This window comes from Nocardia sp. NPDC059691 (assembly GCF_042733915.1).
Taxonomy (GTDB): Bacteria; Actinomycetota; Actinomycetes; order Mycobacteriales; family Mycobacteriaceae; genus Nocardia; species Nocardia sichangensis.
The window spans coordinates 178,151-195,512 of the sequence record NZ_JBHWFB010000007.1 but is presented as its reverse complement, the minus strand read 5'-3'; the positions used below and the strand labels follow the sequence as shown (position 1 = coordinate 195,512).

Annotated in this window: 17 protein-coding genes; 5 read left to right on the top strand and 12 right to left on the bottom strand. The window is 68.1% G+C overall.

Annotation, left to right across the window (positions count from 1 at the left end; translation table 11 throughout):
• Positions 1 to 43 precede the first annotated feature (43 nt).
• The gene (locus tag ACFV2O_RS17665; RefSeq protein WP_379252704.1) at positions 44 to 913 is read left to right on the top strand and encodes an alpha/beta fold hydrolase; all 870 of its coding nucleotides are present in this window, start codon (positions 44 to 46) and stop codon (positions 911 to 913) included.
• A gap of 10 nt (positions 914 to 923) precedes the next feature.
• On the opposite strand, the gene ACFV2O_RS17660 is transcribed toward ACFV2O_RS17665, so the two are convergent.
• Positions 924 to 2,051, bottom strand: a complete 1,128-nt coding sequence (locus ACFV2O_RS17660; RefSeq protein WP_379252703.1) for an acyl-CoA dehydrogenase family protein — start codon at positions 2,049 to 2,051, stop codon at positions 924 to 926.
• A 137-nt stretch (positions 2,052 to 2,188) separates the two neighbouring features.
• On the opposite strand from ACFV2O_RS17660, the gene ACFV2O_RS17655 reads away from it, so the two are divergent.
• Entirely contained in the window at positions 2,189 to 2,563 is a 375-nt protein-coding gene (locus ACFV2O_RS17655) for a MerR family transcriptional regulator (protein WP_355076553.1), read from the top strand.
• On the top strand, positions 2,560 to 3,423 hold the full coding sequence (locus ACFV2O_RS17650) for a TIGR03619 family F420-dependent LLM class oxidoreductase (RefSeq protein WP_379252702.1): 864 nt from the start codon (positions 2,560 to 2,562) through the stop codon (positions 3,421 to 3,423). The genes ACFV2O_RS17655 and ACFV2O_RS17650 overlap by 4 nt, the downstream gene beginning before the upstream one ends.
• A 32-nt stretch (positions 3,424 to 3,455) precedes the next feature.
• Here ACFV2O_RS17650 and ACFV2O_RS17645 read toward each other — a convergent pair whose 3' ends face one another.
• A complete protein-coding gene (locus ACFV2O_RS17645; protein ID WP_355076557.1) occupies positions 3,456 to 3,956 on the bottom strand; it encodes a flavin reductase family protein in 501 nt (166 codons plus the stop codon).
• Between the two features lie 358 nt (positions 3,957 to 4,314).
• Positions 4,315 to 5,643 (bottom strand): MFS transporter, encoded by a 1,329-nt coding sequence (locus tag ACFV2O_RS17640; RefSeq protein ID WP_379252701.1) that lies wholly within the window; start codon positions 5,641 to 5,643, stop codon positions 4,315 to 4,317.
• Between the two features lie 60 nt (positions 5,644 to 5,703).
• Here ACFV2O_RS17640 and ACFV2O_RS17635 point away from each other — a divergent pair, with 60 nt between their 5' ends.
• Positions 5,704 to 6,651 (top strand): hypothetical protein, encoded by a 948-nt coding sequence (locus tag ACFV2O_RS17635; RefSeq protein WP_379252700.1) that lies wholly within the window; start codon positions 5,704 to 5,706, stop codon positions 6,649 to 6,651.
• Positions 6,652 to 6,690: 39 nt separating this feature from the next.
• On the opposite strand, the gene ACFV2O_RS17630 is transcribed toward ACFV2O_RS17635, so the two are convergent.
• The 9 genes from ACFV2O_RS17630 to ACFV2O_RS17590 all read right to left on the bottom strand — a co-directional run bounded on the left by ACFV2O_RS17630 (position 6,691) and on the right by ACFV2O_RS17590 (position 16,295).
• Positions 6,691 to 7,917: a cytochrome P450 gene (locus ACFV2O_RS17630; RefSeq protein WP_379252699.1), complete on the bottom strand. Its 1,227-nt coding sequence runs from the start codon at positions 7,915 to 7,917 to the stop codon at positions 6,691 to 6,693.
• 10 nt (positions 7,918 to 7,927) lie between these two features.
• Entirely contained in the window at positions 7,928 to 9,190 is a 1,263-nt protein-coding gene (locus tag ACFV2O_RS17625; protein ID WP_379252698.1) for a cytochrome P450, read from the bottom strand.
• Between the two features lie 203 nt (positions 9,191 to 9,393).
• A complete protein-coding gene (locus tag ACFV2O_RS17620) occupies positions 9,394 to 10,686 on the bottom strand; it encodes a cytochrome P450 (RefSeq protein ID WP_355076565.1) in 1,293 nt (430 codons plus the stop codon).
• Positions 10,687 to 10,984: 298 nt separating this feature from the next.
• Positions 10,985 to 12,214: a cytochrome P450 gene (locus tag ACFV2O_RS17615; protein WP_356965393.1), complete on the bottom strand. Its 1,230-nt coding sequence runs from the start codon at positions 12,212 to 12,214 to the stop codon at positions 10,985 to 10,987.
• A 13-nt stretch (positions 12,215 to 12,227) separates the two neighbouring features.
• A complete protein-coding gene (locus ACFV2O_RS17610; RefSeq protein ID WP_379252697.1) occupies positions 12,228 to 13,499 on the bottom strand; it encodes a cytochrome P450 in 1,272 nt (423 codons plus the stop codon).
• Positions 13,496 to 14,101 carry an ATP/GTP-binding protein gene (locus ACFV2O_RS17605; RefSeq protein ID WP_039805400.1) on the bottom strand — a complete coding sequence of 202 codons (606 nt, stop codon included), beginning with the start codon at positions 14,099 to 14,101 and terminating at the stop codon, positions 13,496 to 13,498. Before ACFV2O_RS17605 ends, ACFV2O_RS17610 begins: the two co-directional genes overlap by 4 nt.
• Complete coding sequence (locus tag ACFV2O_RS17600; RefSeq protein WP_039805398.1) at positions 14,076 to 14,426, bottom strand: DUF742 domain-containing protein; 351 nt, start codon at positions 14,424 to 14,426, stop codon at positions 14,076 to 14,078. Before ACFV2O_RS17600 ends, ACFV2O_RS17605 begins: the two co-directional genes overlap by 26 nt.
• A 73-nt stretch (positions 14,427 to 14,499) precedes the next feature.
• Positions 14,500 to 14,925: a roadblock/LC7 domain-containing protein gene (locus ACFV2O_RS17595; protein WP_355076570.1), complete on the bottom strand. Its 426-nt coding sequence runs from the start codon at positions 14,923 to 14,925 to the stop codon at positions 14,500 to 14,502.
• Positions 14,925 to 16,295, bottom strand: a complete 1,371-nt coding sequence (locus ACFV2O_RS17590) for a sensor histidine kinase (RefSeq protein WP_364435667.1) — start codon at positions 16,293 to 16,295, stop codon at positions 14,925 to 14,927. The genes ACFV2O_RS17595 and ACFV2O_RS17590 overlap by 1 nt, the downstream gene beginning before the upstream one ends.
• A 628-nt stretch (positions 16,296 to 16,923) precedes the next feature.
• Here ACFV2O_RS17590 and ACFV2O_RS17585 point away from each other — a divergent pair.
• Positions 16,924 to 17,355 (top strand): SRPBCC family protein, encoded by a 432-nt coding sequence (locus ACFV2O_RS17585; RefSeq protein WP_379252696.1) that lies wholly within the window; start codon positions 16,924 to 16,926, stop codon positions 17,353 to 17,355.
• The last annotated feature ends 7 nt before the right edge of the window (positions 17,356 to 17,362 follow it).

Genomic DNA, 17,362 nt, shown 5'->3' with positions numbered 1-17,362 from the left:
CTAGAGCAAACACTCTAGAGTGATCGCTCGAATGGAGGCGGACATGCCTGTGATCGAACTGCCCGCGGGACGGGTGCACTACGTCGAGCGCGGCGAGGGACCTCCGGTCGTCCTGCTGCACGGCCTGCTGATGAACCACACGGTCTGGGACGAGGTGATCGACGCCCTCCCCGAAGGCTTCCGGTACCTGTTGCCGGACCTGCCGCTCGGCGCCCATCCCCTGCCGCTGCGCCCCGGCGTCGACCTGAGTTTGCGCGGCCTGAACCACCTGATCGCCGACTTCCTCGCCGCACTCGACCTGCGCGAGGTCACGCTCGTTCACAGCGATTGGGGCGGTGCGCTGTTCCTCACCGCCTACGGGCTGGACGAACGCGTCGGCAGGCTGATCGTGCTGCCGTGCGAGGCGTTCGACAACTTCCCGCCCGGCCTGCCGGGCAAGATGGCCACCGTCGCCACTCACCTCCCGGGCGGCATGTCGCTGGCGCTGCGGCAGTTGCGCGTTCGGTGGCTGCGCCGCTCGCCGTTGCTGTTCGGCTGGATGGCGCGGCGCCCATTGCCCGATGCGCTGGTGCGCGGCTGGACCGAGCCGGGGCTGCGCGACGCACGGATCCGGCGGGACCTGCTCGCCTACACCAAGTCGGCGTTCCCGAAACGAGAATTGATCGCCCATACCGAAGCGTTGCGCGACTTCCGTGGAGACGCCCTGATCCTGTGGTCTTCGGCGGGCAAGGTGATGCCGCGCGAGCACGGCCCGCGGCTCGCGGAACTCATTCCCGCGGCCCGGCTGGTCGAAATCGATGACGCGTACGTACTGTCCATGCTCGACCAGCCCGCCGCCGTAGCCGAGGCGATGTCGGCGTTCCTGCTCGACAACCACACCGCACCGGGGCGCGACAAGCGCTCGCCGCGCTAGCGCCCGCGAGTCACGCTTCGTCCGGCACGCCGAGGACGCCCCGCCCGATCACCCCGGCGATCACCTCCGTCGAATACGCCATGAGCTGGCCGGCCTGGGCATCGCGCAGGTGACGTTGGATCGGCGACCGCTTCAGATACCCCGAGCCGCCGCCGACCCGAACGCCGAGCTGCGCCACGTCGACCGCCACCTTGTTCGCGAGGTACTTGGCTCGGGACAGGTTGTCGAAGAACAGCGCGATCCCATGGTCGGCCTGCCACAATGCCTGTTCGTAGAGCGCGTGCGCGGCGGCGAGCCGGGTCTGCGCGTCCGCGACCTCGTACTGCACCCACTGCTGGTGCGCCAAGGGCTTGCCGAGAATTTCCCTGGTGCGCGCGTGTTCCACCAGCGCGTCCAGCGCGGCATCGGCGATGCCGAGCGAAATCGCGGGAAGCCCGGCCGGGATCACCGCGAAATCTCCCGGACGCGGCGCGCGGCCGCGGTACTCGGCACGCAGCACGGTGTCGTCGAACGCGAGCAGCTGGCTGCGCGTGGCGCGCAGGCCGAGAGTGTCCCAGATCGGGACGATCGATACCGTTTCGTCGGGGACCACGCCGAAGAAAGCGGGTTCCCCCGCCACGAGCGCGTTGACCAGCAGATAATCGGCGATCTCGCTCCCGGAGACGAACCGCTTCGCCCCGCTCAGCGACCACCCGCCCGCGGTCGGCTCGGCGACGTGCTGCGGCTGGAGGAAGCGGTTTCCGCTCGCCGGTTCGGACAACGCGTTCGCGAAGCGCTTACCCGACCGGAACTCGTCGGCGAAGAACGATCCCGAACTCTCGCCGGTGATTTCCGCGAGGGCGACGCCCGCCCCCGCGTGCATGGTCCAGATCGTCGCGGTGGACGGATCGGCTCGAGCCAGGATTCTGACGAGGCGACCGAGTCCCAGGTAGCTCAGGCCCGCGCCACCGGACGATTCGGGCAGCACCGCGTGATCCGCGCCGGCCTCGTGCAACGCGTCCAGATGTTCGACGGCGAGCTCGGCGCGCTCGTCGTAGTCGGCCGCCACGGCCGCGAATCCGGTCGCCAAGTCGGCGACCCGGTCGAGCAATTCCCGCTCGCCGTCGCGGACCGGAACGATGAAATGCGCGTTCGTCACGAAATGCTCTCTGGTCGAGGGGAATCGGCGAGCAAGGCTCGCCGGCTGATCTCCCCCGAGGGTACGCAGCCCGCGCCGACTTGCCTTGACGTCGACGAGAAGGTTTAGCGTGGCGGTAGCGGAGACAAGGAGGACGGATGCGCATCGGCGAACTGGCGGAGCGGGCGGGCACCAGCACGCGCGCCTTGCGTTACTACGAGGAGCACGGTTTGGTGCGGCCGCACCGCGCCGCCAACGGTTACCGCTCGTACGACGACGCGGAGGTGCTGATCGTGGCGCAGATCCGCGAACTGCTCGGCGCGGGCTTCGATCTCGACGACATTCGTCCGTTCGTCGCCTGCCTGCGGGCGGGCAACGGTTCCGGAGACGTCTGCCCGGACTCGGTGTCCACCTTGCGGCGCAAGCTGTCCGAGGTCGATTCGTACCTGGCGCGGCTGGAGCGAGTACGAGGCCAGCTGCACGAGCGGCTCGCGGCGGCCTGCGAGTTCGACCGGATCGAGGAGCCGCGGTGAGGTTCGCGGTCAGCTACAGCACTCCCTTCTTCGGCGTCGACCCGGACCGGTTGATCGCCTACGCCCAGCACGCCGAGCGCTGCGGATTCGAAGCGATCTACCTGCCCGAGCACGTCGCGCTGTACCCGGGCGCCGCGGTCGGACCGATGGAGATCACGCCCTCGGTGCCGTTCGCCGACCCCCTCGACGCGCTGAGCTTCGTGGCCGCAGCGACCGAGCGGATCCTGCTCGGCACCGCGGTGCTGCTATTGCCCTACCACCATCCGGTGGTGCTGGCCAAACGCCTCGCGACGATCGACGTGCTGTCCAAGGGACGGATGCGCCTGCTCACCGTGGGGGTGGGAACCCTGCCCGGGGAGGCACAGGCCGTCGGCGTCGATTTCGCCTCCCGAGGCCGCCGCGCCGACGAGGCCATCGATGTGCTGCGACTGCTGTGGTCGGGCGGCGCGGACGGGGTGAGCTTCGAAGGCGAGTTCTTCCGGTTCGAGAACCTGTGCAGTTATCCGAAACCCCTCGGCGGCGACCTGCCGATCCATGTCGGTGGATCGAGCCGCGCCGCGGCGCGGCGCGCCGGTTCCCGCGGCGACGGTTACTTCCCCGGCGGGGTGCTCGGGCCCACCGAACGCGCCGCCCAGCTGGAGATCGCCCATACCGCGGCCGCTGCGGCGGGCCGGGATCCCGGCGCGTTCGAGTACACGCGCTGGGGATCTGTCGACATGCCGGTCGAGCGGGTCGAGGGACTGGCCGAACAGGGTGTCACGCGCATCGTGGTGAGCGCGAGCACAGGGGACCCTGAGCAAGCCAGAGACGAGTTGTCCGCCTTCGCCGAACGATTCGAACTTGCGAACGCACTGAAATAGCTTTCGCGTCCGGGCGGCGGTCCCGAACCAACTCAGACGGTATGGCCCGCAACCAGATCCGCTACCGAGTGGTAATGCAGCGTCTCCGCGGTGGGCCGCAGCACGGCGCCGTCCTCGGGTTCCAGCAGCATCCCGACGTGATCACCGAGGTCGTAGCGGTCGCGGATACGAGCGACGAACCAGCTGGGCACTGTGCTGAGCACCGGGATGCCGCCCGGACCCGGGCGCCAGTCGCAGTGCACGAACTTGTCGATGTCGTCGCCGGTCTCACCGCCGAAAAGCCGTGCGAGGGAGACTTGTTCGCTGCCGAGCAAATGCACCGCGAGCCGGTCGGCGTGCTGCGCGACCCGATAGGTGTAGTTCTTCTTGGACAGGCCGATCAGGAACCGGCGCGGCTCGATGCTGACCTGCGTCGCGAAGCCGACGAGACAACCGGCGCGCCGGCCGTCCGCCTGCACGGTGACCAGCAGCACGGGATAGTCCGCCGCCGCGACCACCGCGTCGAACACTGCGGTCCGGTCTTCGGTAGCCATCGGTCCTCCCAGCGTGATGCGGCGTCTTCCCCGGATGCCCGCGCGACCGTCGCGCAAACATGCCGGAACGAGCAGCGCTCACCCTACAACCGCGGCGGCAAGTCGTCTGAGACGCCGACGCCGACAAGTGAGACGCCCGTACGACGGCCCGGTAGATCAGCCCTTTCCGATCTACATTGCCGTGGATGATAGTCCACCACAACGACTTCCGTGCCGACACTGAAAACGCATGGTGGCGGTCGCCACATTGCGAGCGCATCTCTGCATACGGCCTGGCCCTCACCTCGGCGGCCGCGGTTCGGCGGCACGCATCGCGCCCCGGACTCGGCGGCGAGCGAGGCCATGGGCAGGCCGAGGATCACAGATCCGCGTCCCGGTCGACGGGAGCGTCGCCGGTGCGCCGCCGCAGTGTCATGACGCCCGCCGCGGCGGCGATCATGCACAATCCCACCACCCAGAGCCCGGCGCGCTGGCTGCCGGTCACGTCCTTCAGCCCACCGGTGACGTACGGCGCGACGAAACCGCTGACGTTGCCGACCGAGTTGATCAACGCGATGCCGCCCGCCGCCGCCGCGCCGGACAGGAAGGTGCCGGGCAGGGCCCAGAACGTCGGCAGCGCCGCGAGCACGCCCACCGCGCACACCGTGACCGCGATCATGGCGGCGAACGGATCGCCGAGATACAGCGCCACCGGGATGGCGAGACCGCCCAGCAGCGCGGGCAGGGCGACGTGCCGAGCCCGCTCACCGGTCCGGTCGCCGTGCCTGCCCCACCACACCATCACCACGGCCCCGACGAGGTAGGGCACCCCATTGATCAGTCCGCGCTGCACCACCGAATAGTGCGTTCCGTATTGCTGCTGGAAGCCGTCGATGATCGTCGGCAGGAAGAATCCCAGCGCATACAGGCCGTAGACGATGCCGCCGTAGACGAAGGCGAGGCCGAGCACCCGCGGATGGGTCAGCGCACGACGCAACGTCCAGTGCTCCGCGCGCCGCAACGTGGCCTGCTCCGTGGCGAGTTCGCGAGTGAGCCATTCACGTTCGGCGGAGGCCAGCCAGCCCGCCTGCTCGGGACGGTCGGTCAGATAGAACCAGGTCGCCACCGCCAACGCGACGGCGGGCAACCCCTCGACCAAGAACATGAAACGCCAACCGCTGAGCCCGAAGACGCCGTCGCCGTATCGAATGATCAAGCTGGACACCGTCGCGCCCAACGCGGTGGACATGGGCACCGCGGTCATGAACAACGCGACGATCCGCGCCCGTTGCGCCTGCGGGAACCAATAGGTCAGATAGAGCAGGATGCCGGGAAAGAAGCCCGCCTCCACCACACCCAGCAGGAACCGCAGGAGATACAGCACGGTGGCGTCGGGTACGAAGGCCATCGCCGTGGCCACCAGCCCCCAGGTGGCCATGATCCGGGCGATCCAGCGCCGGGCGCCGAACCGGTGCAGCGCCAGGTTGCTCGGCACCTCCAGCAGCAGGTATCCGACGAAGAAGATGCCGGAGGCGAATCCGAACGCGGTCTCGGTGAGCCCGAGCTCGGTCTTCATGCCGCTCGGCCCGGCGAACCCGATGTTCACCCGGTCCAGATAGTTGACGAAGTACAGCAGCCCGAGAAAGGGCAGCAGGCGAATCGTGACCTTGCGCAGCGTCGTGTCTGCCGCCTCGGCGGTGGAAACCATCTGCGCACTCTCGGCTCCGGACGGCCGCGTCGTCAAGGGCGGCGCAGTAAAATCCGTCCCATGGCGGTTACCTGGCCGGACGAGGTGGACGACGTTCTCGGCGGCGATCTGACGTGCGCCGCAGCGTATGTGACGCCCGCGGGCGGCGCGGTGGTGTCGGCGGTGTCGCCGATCGGGCTGCGCGACCGGGCAGCGGGCACGGTGGGGTTCACGACTTCACTCGGGTTCGGACGCAAGCTGGAGCGAATGAAGCGGGAACCCAAAGTGGCGCTGGCGTATCACGCGCGCGAGCACGGCATCGGAAGCCGGGACAACTCGCGATTCGTGCTGGCGCAGGGCACCGCGGCGTTCGACCCGACGCCCGACCAGGAGGCGCTGGACCGCCTCGGCGCCCAGGCCACGCCCTACATGGGCGCACCGCGGCGCGGTGTGTTCTGGGACCGGTGGCTGCGCGCCTACTACGCCGATCGAGTGGTCGTGACCGTGACCGTCGACCGCATCGTCGTATGGCCGGACCTCGACGCGGCGGGCACGCCCGAGATCCTCGGTGCCGCAGCGCCTTCGGTCGAACCAGCGACACAGCAGCCTCCGGCGAAGGGGACGGGCCCCCGGGTGGACGTCGCCCGGACCGCGGCCCAGGCGACGAAGCTGCCGCACCGGCTGCTCGGCTACCGGCAGGCCGACGGCTACCCGGCGGTCGTCCCGGTGCAGGTGACGGGGTCGAGCGCCGACGGTGTGCGGTTGACCGTCCCGGCGGGCCTGCCGCAAGGCGGACGCCGCGCCGGGCTGCTGGCCCACGAGTATCGGTTCCAGTTGATCGGCTTGGAATCGCGGCAGAACACCGGCTGGCTCGAGGTTTCCGGCACCGAGGCGGTGTACGCGCCGCACACCGCGTCCGGGTTCAAAGCGCCGCCGAACAAGACGATTTTGTTGCTGGGCAACGGTTTTCTCGCCCGGCGCGGACTCGCGAAGGCTCGCAAGTCCGGCTTGGTCGAAGCATTGCGCTGACCCGCGCCTCCGGCGGCGACCGGAGGCGCGGGTCAGCCCCTAGTCCGCCGCCAGATACACCGGCAACCTGGCGTGCCCGTTGGAGATGAAACTGGACACGCTCCCGAGTTCGGCGGGATCGGCCGCCAGGCGCAGGTTCGGGAAGCGCTGGAAGAGCGCGGGCAGGGCGACCTCGGCTTCCAGCCGCGCCAGGGGTGCGCCCAAGCAGTGATGGGCCCCGTAGCCGAAGGCCAGATGTTCCTTGCTCGCTCGCCGCACGTCGAACTCGCTCGCGGTGGGGCCGTGCAGTTTCGGATCGCGGTTGGCCCCGGCGTAGGAGGCGAGAATCGGTTCGCCCTTGGCGATGCGCAGGCCGTCGATCTCGATGTCGTCGGCGGCGAAGCGCAGCGGCAGGTGCGCCACCGGCGCCTCGTACCGCAGCGCCTCCTCGATCAGATCGGACCAGGCCGCACGCCCCTCGGTCACCTCGGCACGCTGGTCCGGGTGGGTCAGCAGCGCGAAGACGGCCTGATCGAGCAGGTTGACCGTGGTCTCGTGCCCCGCGCTGATGACGAGCAGCAGCGTGTCGATCAACTCCTGCTCGGTCAGCTGCGAGCCGTCCTCCTCGTCCCGGTGCGAGATCAGCAGGCTGGTCATGTCGTCACCGGGTGTCTCCCGCCGATAGGCGACGAGCTCACCCAGGATCCGGTACATCTCCATGTAGTTCGCCTGGGACTCCTCGGGCCCGAGCGACGTATCGAAGATGCCGTCGACGCATGTGCGCAGACCGGCGTTCAGGTATTCCGGAACGCCCATCAGCGCGCTGATGACCTGGATCGGCAGCGGGTAGGCGAAACCTTCCCTGAGATCGACCGCTTCGCCCGCCTGCGTCGCGGCGAGCGCGCCGAGCAGGTCCGTCGTGATCTGCTCGACCATCGGGCGCATCGCTTGGGTGCGGCGGTGCGTGAAGGCGGGCGCGACGAGTTTGCGCAGCCTGCGGTGGTCGGCACCGTACGCGGTGAACATGTTGTTCACCGCGACCCACGGCAACAGCGGCCAGTCCTGGGGTATCTCGCCGTTGATCAACGCGGGCCAGTGCTGCTTGCCGTCCTTCGACACCCGGGGATCGGCCAGCAACCGCTTGAGCACGTCGGCGTCGGTGACCGACCACGCTCGCACGCCGCCCGGCAATTCGACCGGGGTCACCGGCCCGCGCGCACGAATACGAGCGGACTCACCCTGAATGTCGGCACCCAGCGGGTCGAGGACCAGGGGTTGTGTGTCCATCGATGACTCCTTAGAAGACGGTCAGTGGAGGGGATTTCGGAAAGACGACCGGCAGGGAGACCAGAGCGCGGTGGAACGGTCCTGGCCGCCAGTTCAGTTGATCGGGCCGCAGGCCCAACCGCATCTCGGGCAAGGCGTCGAGGATCTGATCGATCGCGTCCTGCACCACCAGGTACGCGGCCGACCGGGCGGGACAGGCGTGCGGGCCCACGCTCCACGCCAGATGGGCACGGCTGTCGGTGCGCTGCCCGACGCCGATCGCCGGGTCGTTGTTGCATCCGGCCATGCTGATCAGCACCGGCTGGTGCGCGGGTAGCCAGACATCATCGATGAGGATCGGCTGGCGCGGGAAGCTGACGCAGTAGTTCGCCATCGGCGGGTCGTTGAACAGCACCTCGTCGAGGGCGTCGCGCGTCGAGAGGCTGCCGCCGAGAAAGTCTCCCGCGAAACGTTCGTCGGTGAGCATCAGCAGCAAGGTATTGACGATGAGGTTCTGCATCGGCTCGATGCCCGCGCCGTAGAGCGTGACCAGCTGGTGGATCATCTCGACGTCGTCCAGCCCGGCCTCATGCTGCAACAGCCTGGACGTGATGTCGTCGCCGGAGTCCTTGCGCTTCATCTGCACGAGTTCGAACAGCGCGTCGGTGAGCATCGCGTTGCCCTTGTCCGCGTTGACGCCTTCGAAGATGGCGGCCATACCGGTCGCGACCTGCTGGCCGATGTCCGCCGGACAGCCGAGCATGGCATTGAGCACCGCGAAGCTGAGCGGGAACGCGTATTGGCTGATGAGATCCGCCGCGCCGTCCTCGCAGAAGGCGTTGATCAGCGGGATGGCGATCTGCTCGACGGTTCCGTGCAGCGCGTGCAGGTCCACCCCGGCGATGCTGGCGACGTTCGCCTGGCGGTAGCGCAGATGCTCGAGACCCGAACTTCGCAGCGCGTTCGGCCGCCACTCCAGCATCGGCAGGACCGGGCACTCGCCCGGAATGTCCTTCTGCCAGATCCGCGGATCGGCCGGGAAATGGTCGGGATCGTTGAGGATGCGCAGCGCGGTGTGGTAGCCGATCACAAGGGTGGCGGGCACGCCCGGCGACAGCTCGATCGGAACGAGCGAACCGAACTGGCGGCGCATTTCGCGGTACGCGTTGTGCGGATCTTCCGCGTATTCCTGCGAATACAACGGGTAACGAGGGCCGCTGGTGTCGATCGGCGAGCCGTGCGAGACGGGGCACCCATTCGCGGAAGTGGACGGCGGGAAGTGTGGCGTGGTCAAAGACGAAACTCCAGAGGAACGAACATGCGACGAACGCGATCGACCGGGCGCGTGCGCGCCGCGACGGCGAAGGTCGGCGTGATGCGTGGGGATCGGTGACAGGCCGGCGCACACCCTCATCAGCTGTGTGCACGACGACCTCTGAGCGGCAACCTCCTTCTGGACGGGAACGCGGCGACGGCGGCTTGCCGGACGGAGCACGGCTACTGCGCCGCGCTCCCCTCCGGCTGCGGGACATAGACGGGCAGGGGCGGTGATTCCGGGAAGAGGACCGGCAGGGCGGTCAGCGATCGATGGAACGGACCCGGGCGCCAGGTCAGCTGCTCGGCAGGAACACCCAACCGCATCTCGGGCAGCGCGTCGAGCAGCTGATCGATGGCGTCCTGGGCGATCAGATAGGCCACCGACCGGGCCGGACAGGTGTGCGGCCCGACGCTCCAGGCGAGATGAGCGCGATTGTCGGTGTACCGCCCCGTGTGGATCGCCGGGTCGTTGTTGCATCCGGCCATGCTGATGACCACCGGCTGGTGCGCGGGTAGCCAGACGCCGTCGATCAGGATCGGCTGACGGGGGAAGGTGACGCAGTAGTTCGACAACGGCGGGTCGGTGAACAGCACCTCGTCCAGCGCGTCGCGGGTCGAAAGGCTGCCACCGAGGAAGTCTCCCGCGAAACGTTCGTCGGTGAGCATCAGTCGCAGGGTGTTGATGATCAGGTTCTGCTGCGGCTCGATGCCCGCGCCGTACAGCATCAGCACCTGCTGGACCATCTCCGCGTCATCGAGATCGACCGGGTGCCGCAACATCCGGGAGACGATGTCGTCGCCGGGATGGGACCGCTTCAGCGTCACCAGGTTCGCCATCGCGTCGTTGAACATCGCGTTGCCCCGCTCGGCATCCACCCCTTCGAACATCGCGGCCAGTCCCATCGCCGCCTGCTGCCCGATCTCCGGCGGGCAGCCGAGCATCGCATTGATCACGGCGAAGGCCAGAGGGAACGCGTATTGGGCGATCAGGTCGGCGGAGCCGTCTGCGCAGAAGGTGTTGATCAGCGGAGCGGCGATCTGCTCCACCGTATTGCGCAGCGCGAATTGATCGATCTCATCGATGCCCGCGACGATGGCCTGCCGGTACCGGGCGTGCACAAGGCCGGAGTTGCGAATCGCGGCCGGACGCCACTCGAGCAGCGGCAGGACCGGACAGTCACTGGGCACGGTCTGCTGCCAGGTCCGCGAGTCGGAAGGAAAATGGTCGGGATCGTTCAGAATGCGCAGCGCGGTGTGATACCCGATCACCAGCGTCGCGGGCACGCCGGGAGACAGCTCCACCGGCACCAGCGAACCGTATCTCGCGCGTGCCTGCCGATAGACCTGGTGTGGGTCCGCCGCGAAATCGTCCGCGTACAACGCGACCCGGGGTCCGTCGGAGCCGACCGGTGAACCGTGCGGGACCGGGCAGCCGGTGGAGAAGGACGATGTCGAGGACTGTGGGTGGGTCAAAACGTGACTCCAAAGTCGGAACGTTCGACGAGCAGGGTGGGCACACGACAAGCGTCCCGAAGCCCGGGAAGCGAATTGCCATGTGAGCGTCGCGAATTCGACACTACGTCGAATTCCGCTGCCGCAGAGCATATCTCGTGTGCCGAAACGGTGCGATCGTGCGTGTTCCCAAGTGCGTACGCCGACGGTGGAACACCTCCGCCCGCGTATCCCCGGGGGACACGCGGGCTGTCGAGTCCCGGCGCGGGACAGCCGAGCGCCCATGCCGGGTGTGATCGAGATGTTCTTCCCGGCCGACCTACTCCGTCGCCTCCAAGAACACCGGCAGCTCGGAATGACCGTTGGAGATGAAGCTGAGCACGGTGCCCAGCTCGGACGGATCGACCGCGAGGCGCATGTCCGGGAAGCGCCGGAAGATGGCCGGAAGGGCGATCTCGGCTTCCATCCGGGCCAGCGGCGCGCCCAGGCAATGATGCGCCCCGTAACCGAAGGCCACATGATCCTTGACCGAGCGCCGCGGGTCGAACTGGTCGGCGTTCGGACCGTGCACCTTCGGATCGCGGTTGGCCGCCACGTAGGAGGCCAGGATCGCCTCCCCCTTGGGAATACGGACGTCGGCGATGTCGATGTCCTCGACGGCGTAGCGCAGCGGCAGGTGCGCGACCGGCGCCTCGTAGCGCAGCGACTCCTCCACCACATCCGACCAAGGGATCCGCCCCGCCACCACGTCGGCGCGCTGGTCCGCACGGGTGAGCAACGCGAAGATGGCCTGATCCAGCAGGTTCACCGTCGTCTCGTGCCCGGCGTTGATGACCAGCATCAAGGTGTCGACGAGTTCCTTCTCGGTCAGCTGTGAGCCGTCCTCCTCGTCCCGGCTGGCGATCAGGACGCTCGTGATGTCGTCGCCGGGCGCCTCCCGCCGGTACGCCACCAGTTCGCTGACGAGCCGGTACATCTCCAGGTAGTTGGCCTGGGCCTCCTCCGGACCGAACGAGGTGTCGAAGAATCCGTCGACACATTTCCGCACGCCTGGGCCCAGGTGCTCGGGCACACCCATCAGCTCGGTGATGACCTGGATCGGCACCGGATACGCGTAACCCTCACGCAGATCGACGGCCGTGCCGCGCGGGGTCGCGGCCAACTGGTCGAGCAACTCGGCGGTGATCGCTTCGATGCGCGGTCGAAGCGCCACCGTACGACGGTGCGTGAACGCGGGGGCGACCAGCTTGCGCAGCCGCCGATGCTCGGCGCCGTAGGCGGTGAACATGTTGTCGACCGCCACCCACGGGTGCAGCGGCCACTCCTCGGTGATCTCGCCGTTCATGAACGCGGCCCAGTGCTGCCTGGGATCCTTCGAGACGCGCGGGTCGGCCAGAAGGCTCTTGAGCACGACGGCATCGGTGATCGACCACGCCGGCACCCCGCCGGGCAGTTCCACCAGGGCCACCGGCCCACGCTCGCGCAGCCGCGCCGCTTCGCCTTGGATATCGGAACCGGTCAGATCCAAGACTATCGGCTCTTGCGACATCGGACGCTTCTCCTTACACCATGTTCAACGGAGGGGACTTGGGGAAGACGACCGGCAGGGCCGCCAACGCCCGGTGGAATGGGCCGGGCCGCCAGACCACTTCGTCCGCGGGCACGGCCAGCTGCATTTCGGGGAGAGCGTCGAGCAGCTGGTCGATGGCTTCTTGCACGACCACGGACGCGACGGACTTCGCGGGGCAGGCGTGCGGGCCGACCGCCCACGCCAGATGCGAGCGATTACCGGTGCGGTCGCCGCCGCGGATCGCCGGATCGTTGTTGCACCCCGCCAGGCTGATCAGCACCGGCTGGTGCGCGGGCAACCAGACGTTGTCGATCAGGATGGGCTGGCGCGGATAGGTGATACAGAAGTTCGCCATGGGGGGGTCGTTGAACAACACCTCGTCCAGCGCGTCACGCGTCGACAGCGCGCCGCCGAGCATGTCGCCACCGAAACGGTCGTCGGTGAGCATCAGCAGCAGGGTGTTGGTGATCAGGTTCTGCTGCGGCTCGATCCCGGCGCCGTAGAGGCTGATCAGGTTCGACAGCATCTCCTCGTCGTCGAGGCGGGCCGGGTGATGCGCCAACCGGGACGTGACGTCGTCGCCCGGCTCCGCGCGGCGCTGGTGGATCAGCTCCATCAGCGCCTCGGAGAGCATCTGCATGCCCTTGGCCGCCTCGACGGTGTCGAAGAGCATCGCCATGCCGGTGGCGACCCGCTGCCCCAGTTCCGTCGAACAGCCGACGATCCGGTTGAGCACTTCGAAGACGAGCGGGAACGCGTACTGGGTCACCAGATCGGCGGACCCCGCCTGGCAGAAGGTGTTGATCAGCGGAATCGCGATGCGCTCTACCATCGAGTGCACCTCGTGCAGGTCGATGGCGTCGATGCTCGCGACGTAGGCGCCCCGGTAGCGGGCATGCGCCGCGCCGCTGTTGCGCAGCGCGTTCGGGTACCACTCCATCATCGGACGGATGGGCGAGTCCTCGGGGATGTTCTTCTGCCAGATGCGCGGATCGGCGGGGAAGTGCTCGGGATCGTTGAGGATCCGCACGGCTTCCTGATAGCCGATCACCAGCGTGGCGGGCACCCCTGGCGACAGTTCGATCGGGACCAACGAACCGTGGCGCCTGCGCATTTCCCGGTAGATCCCGTGGGGGTCGGCCGCGAATCCCTCGGCATAGAGCGGAATTCTGGGACCGTCGGTGTCGATCGGCGATCCGTGTGCGACCGGGCAGGCGCCGCTGGATAGGTGCGCGGGGTGGGTCGAGGACTGGGACGTGGTCAAATGCGAGACTCCAAACGGTGGAACAAGAATTCGACTAGCGTGATCAGCGAACGCAGGCACGTGCCTCGATCCCGGGCGTCCAGTGACGTCAGGGGAGTCCCGGGTTCCAGGTCGAGGGCATCGCGCACCTCGTCGAGCGGGTAGGGCCGGGCGCCTTCGAACTGGTTGACGGCGACCGAATACGGGACGCCGCGCTCCTCCAGCACCGAGAGGACCTCGTCGGACTTCTCGATGCGGCGGGTGTCCACCAGCACGAGCGCGCCGAGCGCACCGCGGGCCAGCTCCTCCCACAAGGGGACGAAACGCTGCTGACCCGGAGTGCCGAACAGGTAGAGCGCCAGTTTGGGACTGAGCGTGATGCGGCCGAAGTCCATCGCGACCGTGGTCTGCGACTTGCCGGGCAGCCCCGCCATGTCGTCGACGCCGACACTGGCTTCGGTGATGGTCTCCTCGGTGCGCAGCGGTTTGATCTCCGAGACGCTGCTCACGAACGTGGTCTTGCCGACACCGAAGTTGCCGGCCACCAGCAGTTTCACCGAGCGGGTCACGGTCTCCGGCACGTAATCGACGGCGCGATCAGACGGCGAGAGCACGGAGCCCATTGAGTACCTCCTCCAGCAGAGCGATCTCCGGCAGGGACTCGGCCGGGGTGGGGGTGACCAGGTGCCCGCCGTCCATGAGATCGGACGCGACGATCTTCACGACGGACGGCGGAAGGTCCAGGTACGCAGCGATCTCCGCGATCGACAGCGCACCCCGACGGCTGCACAGGGCCATGACCCGGCGCGCATCGGGCGACGCGCCGGGGAGTGGATCTTTGGCGGTCAGGACCAAAGTAACCAGGTCCAGCTCGCGAGTGGGGCGCGTACGCCCTCCGGTGCGCACATAAGCCCGGACCAGGTCCGGATCGCGCCGCGGCTTGCTCATGACGGCACCTCGCTCTCGCTCGGCTCCGTGCTGCCCAGCGGCGCAGTACCTCTGACTCGCTCGCTGCGCTCGATCATGGCATTTCGCTGCCGTCAACGCGCCTGCGCGGCTGGCTGCCGAGCTCGCGTCCGACCCGGCCTGCCAGCTCGTTCATCCGGTGGGCGACGAGGCCCACGTCGATGTCGTTGGTGGTCGCGACGCCGAGTAGCGCGCCCTCGCCTGCCGCGGTGATGAGGATCATCCCCTGGTCGTACTCGGTGATGTTCTGCCGCACGCCGTTCGTGGCGTCACCGCAGAATTCGCCGAGCGCCTTACCGAGCGAACGCAGGCCGGAGGCCGCGGCGGCGAAGCGTTCCGCCTCGTCGCGGGCGATCCCCGTGGAGTGCGCGATCCGCAGGCCGTCGTCGGACAGCAACACCGAGAACCGCACACCCGTGATGCTGAGATCTTCGAGTAGCCAGCCCAGTTTGTTGCTGCTGTCGGTCACGGGTGTGGCCATCAGGATGTCATCCCTTCCGTGTCATCAGATGCGGCGGCGCGGCCGCTCTTGGAGCCGGTATGCCAAGCTGCGGCGACCTCGGGGCGAGCGAGGCCGGGTTCGGTGCGCGGCCCGACCGGGGCGAGTGCGACCGTCCTGCGTCGCCGCTTGGGTAGCCCGCCGCTGGTGATCTCGCTCACCGACAGCGACGGCTCGTTCTCGCCGGGCTGTTCGCTCGGCGCGTCCTGCGCGGGAACCGTGACCGGCTCCGGTTTTGCCTCGGTCACGGGCGCGACCTCCTGGACGTTCTGCGGGGTGACCAGCAGCGACTCCGGGATGTAGACCATCGCGCGCATGCCGCCGTAGACGTTCGGGCCGTCGATGTAGACGGTGAAGCCGTAGCGGCGGGCCAGCGCGGCGATGCCCGGGAAGCCGACCTTCGGCGACGGGCCGAGCTGGTGGATGTCGACGGGCCGCTCATGCGCGAGCACCTGGCGGGCCTCCTCCATCTGCTCGGCGTTCATCCGCACGCCCGCGTCATCGATGATGACGGTGACGCCGTGGTGACCCTCCTGGAAGTTGACGTCCACGTAGGAAGTCGGCGGCGAGTACCGCAACGCGTTGTCCAGCAAGGTCGCCAGTGTGTGCACGAGCGGTTCCACCGCGCGGCTGATCACGACACGGTCGAGCTGGTTGGGCCGCACCCGCAGGTACTCCCGGACACGGCCGATGGCGCCGCCGACCACGTCGGTCAGCGTCTGCGCGGGCCAGCGGCGGCCGGGCAGACCACCGCAGACGATCACGTAGGACTGCGCCTGGCGGATCATCTGCTGCACCGTGTGGTCGATGCGGGTGAGGGTTTCGTACACCTGATCGTCGCGATGCTCACGCAGCGCGGCGCTCACCACCTGGCTGACGTCGGCGCCGAGGCTGACCACGGAGGTGCCGAACGAGCGGACCGCGGCGCTGGTCGCCTGGCGCGATGCGGAGGCGACCTCGTTGCGCGCGGCCTCCTCGGCCGCCTTGATCGCCTGCTGTCCTTCGTTGTTGGTCAGCTCCCTGGTCTCCGAGCGCATCAGGCTCAGATCGTCGGCATACCGCTCGGAGATCCACCGCAGGATCTGCGCGAGCCGCGAATTCTCCATGCCCGCCTGGACTTCGACCGGGGGCACCTGGGACTCGAACCGGCGGATCGACTCGGCCACCGCGGGTAGCGTAGTGGCGGCGAACCGCTCGAGCGTGTCCTCCGTCGCGCGCTGTTCCCTGGCCAGAGCCTCGAGCTTGGCCCGCTGAGCCCTGGCATACTGTACTGCGTACAACGCCCCCGCTACGGCGATCACCAAAGCGACGGCGAGGATCCATGAAAGCACCACGGCGATATCTTGATTCATCAGTTCTTTCGTCGTTGACTGGTCTCGAGGAATCGGCCCACTGCCATCCTGCTTCGCTCGCCTTCCCTCGCCTGCCGACCATGAACGGACCGGTCGGTGGGGTCCGCGTCGGAGTACCGGAAATCCCACGACGGCACCGGCGCTCACCGAGAGCGCCTACCGCACAGTGCCCGCAGGACAGGCGATTACATGTCAATCGCCGACCGCCCGGATCGTGTCCGAACGGTAACCAGAACCCGACCATTCGCACATTAGCAGCATTCCAACGAACTCTCTGCCGATCCCACAGACACTTTCCGGATTCCCGGAACTGGGACGATAGGTGCCGCGGATCGCGACATAGCTGCGCAATAATGTTGGGCTGCCGCGCAACCCGTGGACCATTTGTCCTGCATATGGGCCCGCGCGTCGGACCAGCACCGGAAGCGCGGGGGCGGCGCGGAGGCCCCGAACGCCCACGGCGGCCGAGCCGAACAGGCGGAACGGCCGTTCGCTGACGCATCAACAAATGTATTGGCGGGTGCTCGAATTCGATTCCGCGAAGTAGCGTCCACCGCTGTGCGGGGAGTCCGCCCGGACCGGCCTGCCTCGCCACCGACCGGACACCGGAGCCGGATACCATGCGCCCATGGCAAAGCTGAAGGTCTCGGTCGACGTCCCGATCTCGCCCGAGGAGGCCTGGACGCACACCTCCAACCTCGCCGAACTCGACAAATGGCTGACCATGCACGAAGCGTGGCGCGGCGAGGTTCCCGCAGAATTGACCGTCGGCACCCAACTGGTCGGCATCGCCTCGGTCAAGGGCCTGCGCAACCGGGTCACCTGGACCGTGCGGGCCGCCGAGCCGCCGCGCCGCCTGCGACTGACCGGCGCGGGCAAAGGCGGCACCAAACTGGGGTTGCAGCTGCTCGTCGCCCCGAAGGGCTCCGGTTCGGAGGTCACCGTCGACATCGAACTCGGCGGCGCGCCGCTGTTCGGCCCCATCGGATCCGGTGTGGCCCGCGCCGTCAAGGGCGATATCGAACGTTCCCTGGACCGCTTCATCGCCCTGTACGGCTGACCTCCGC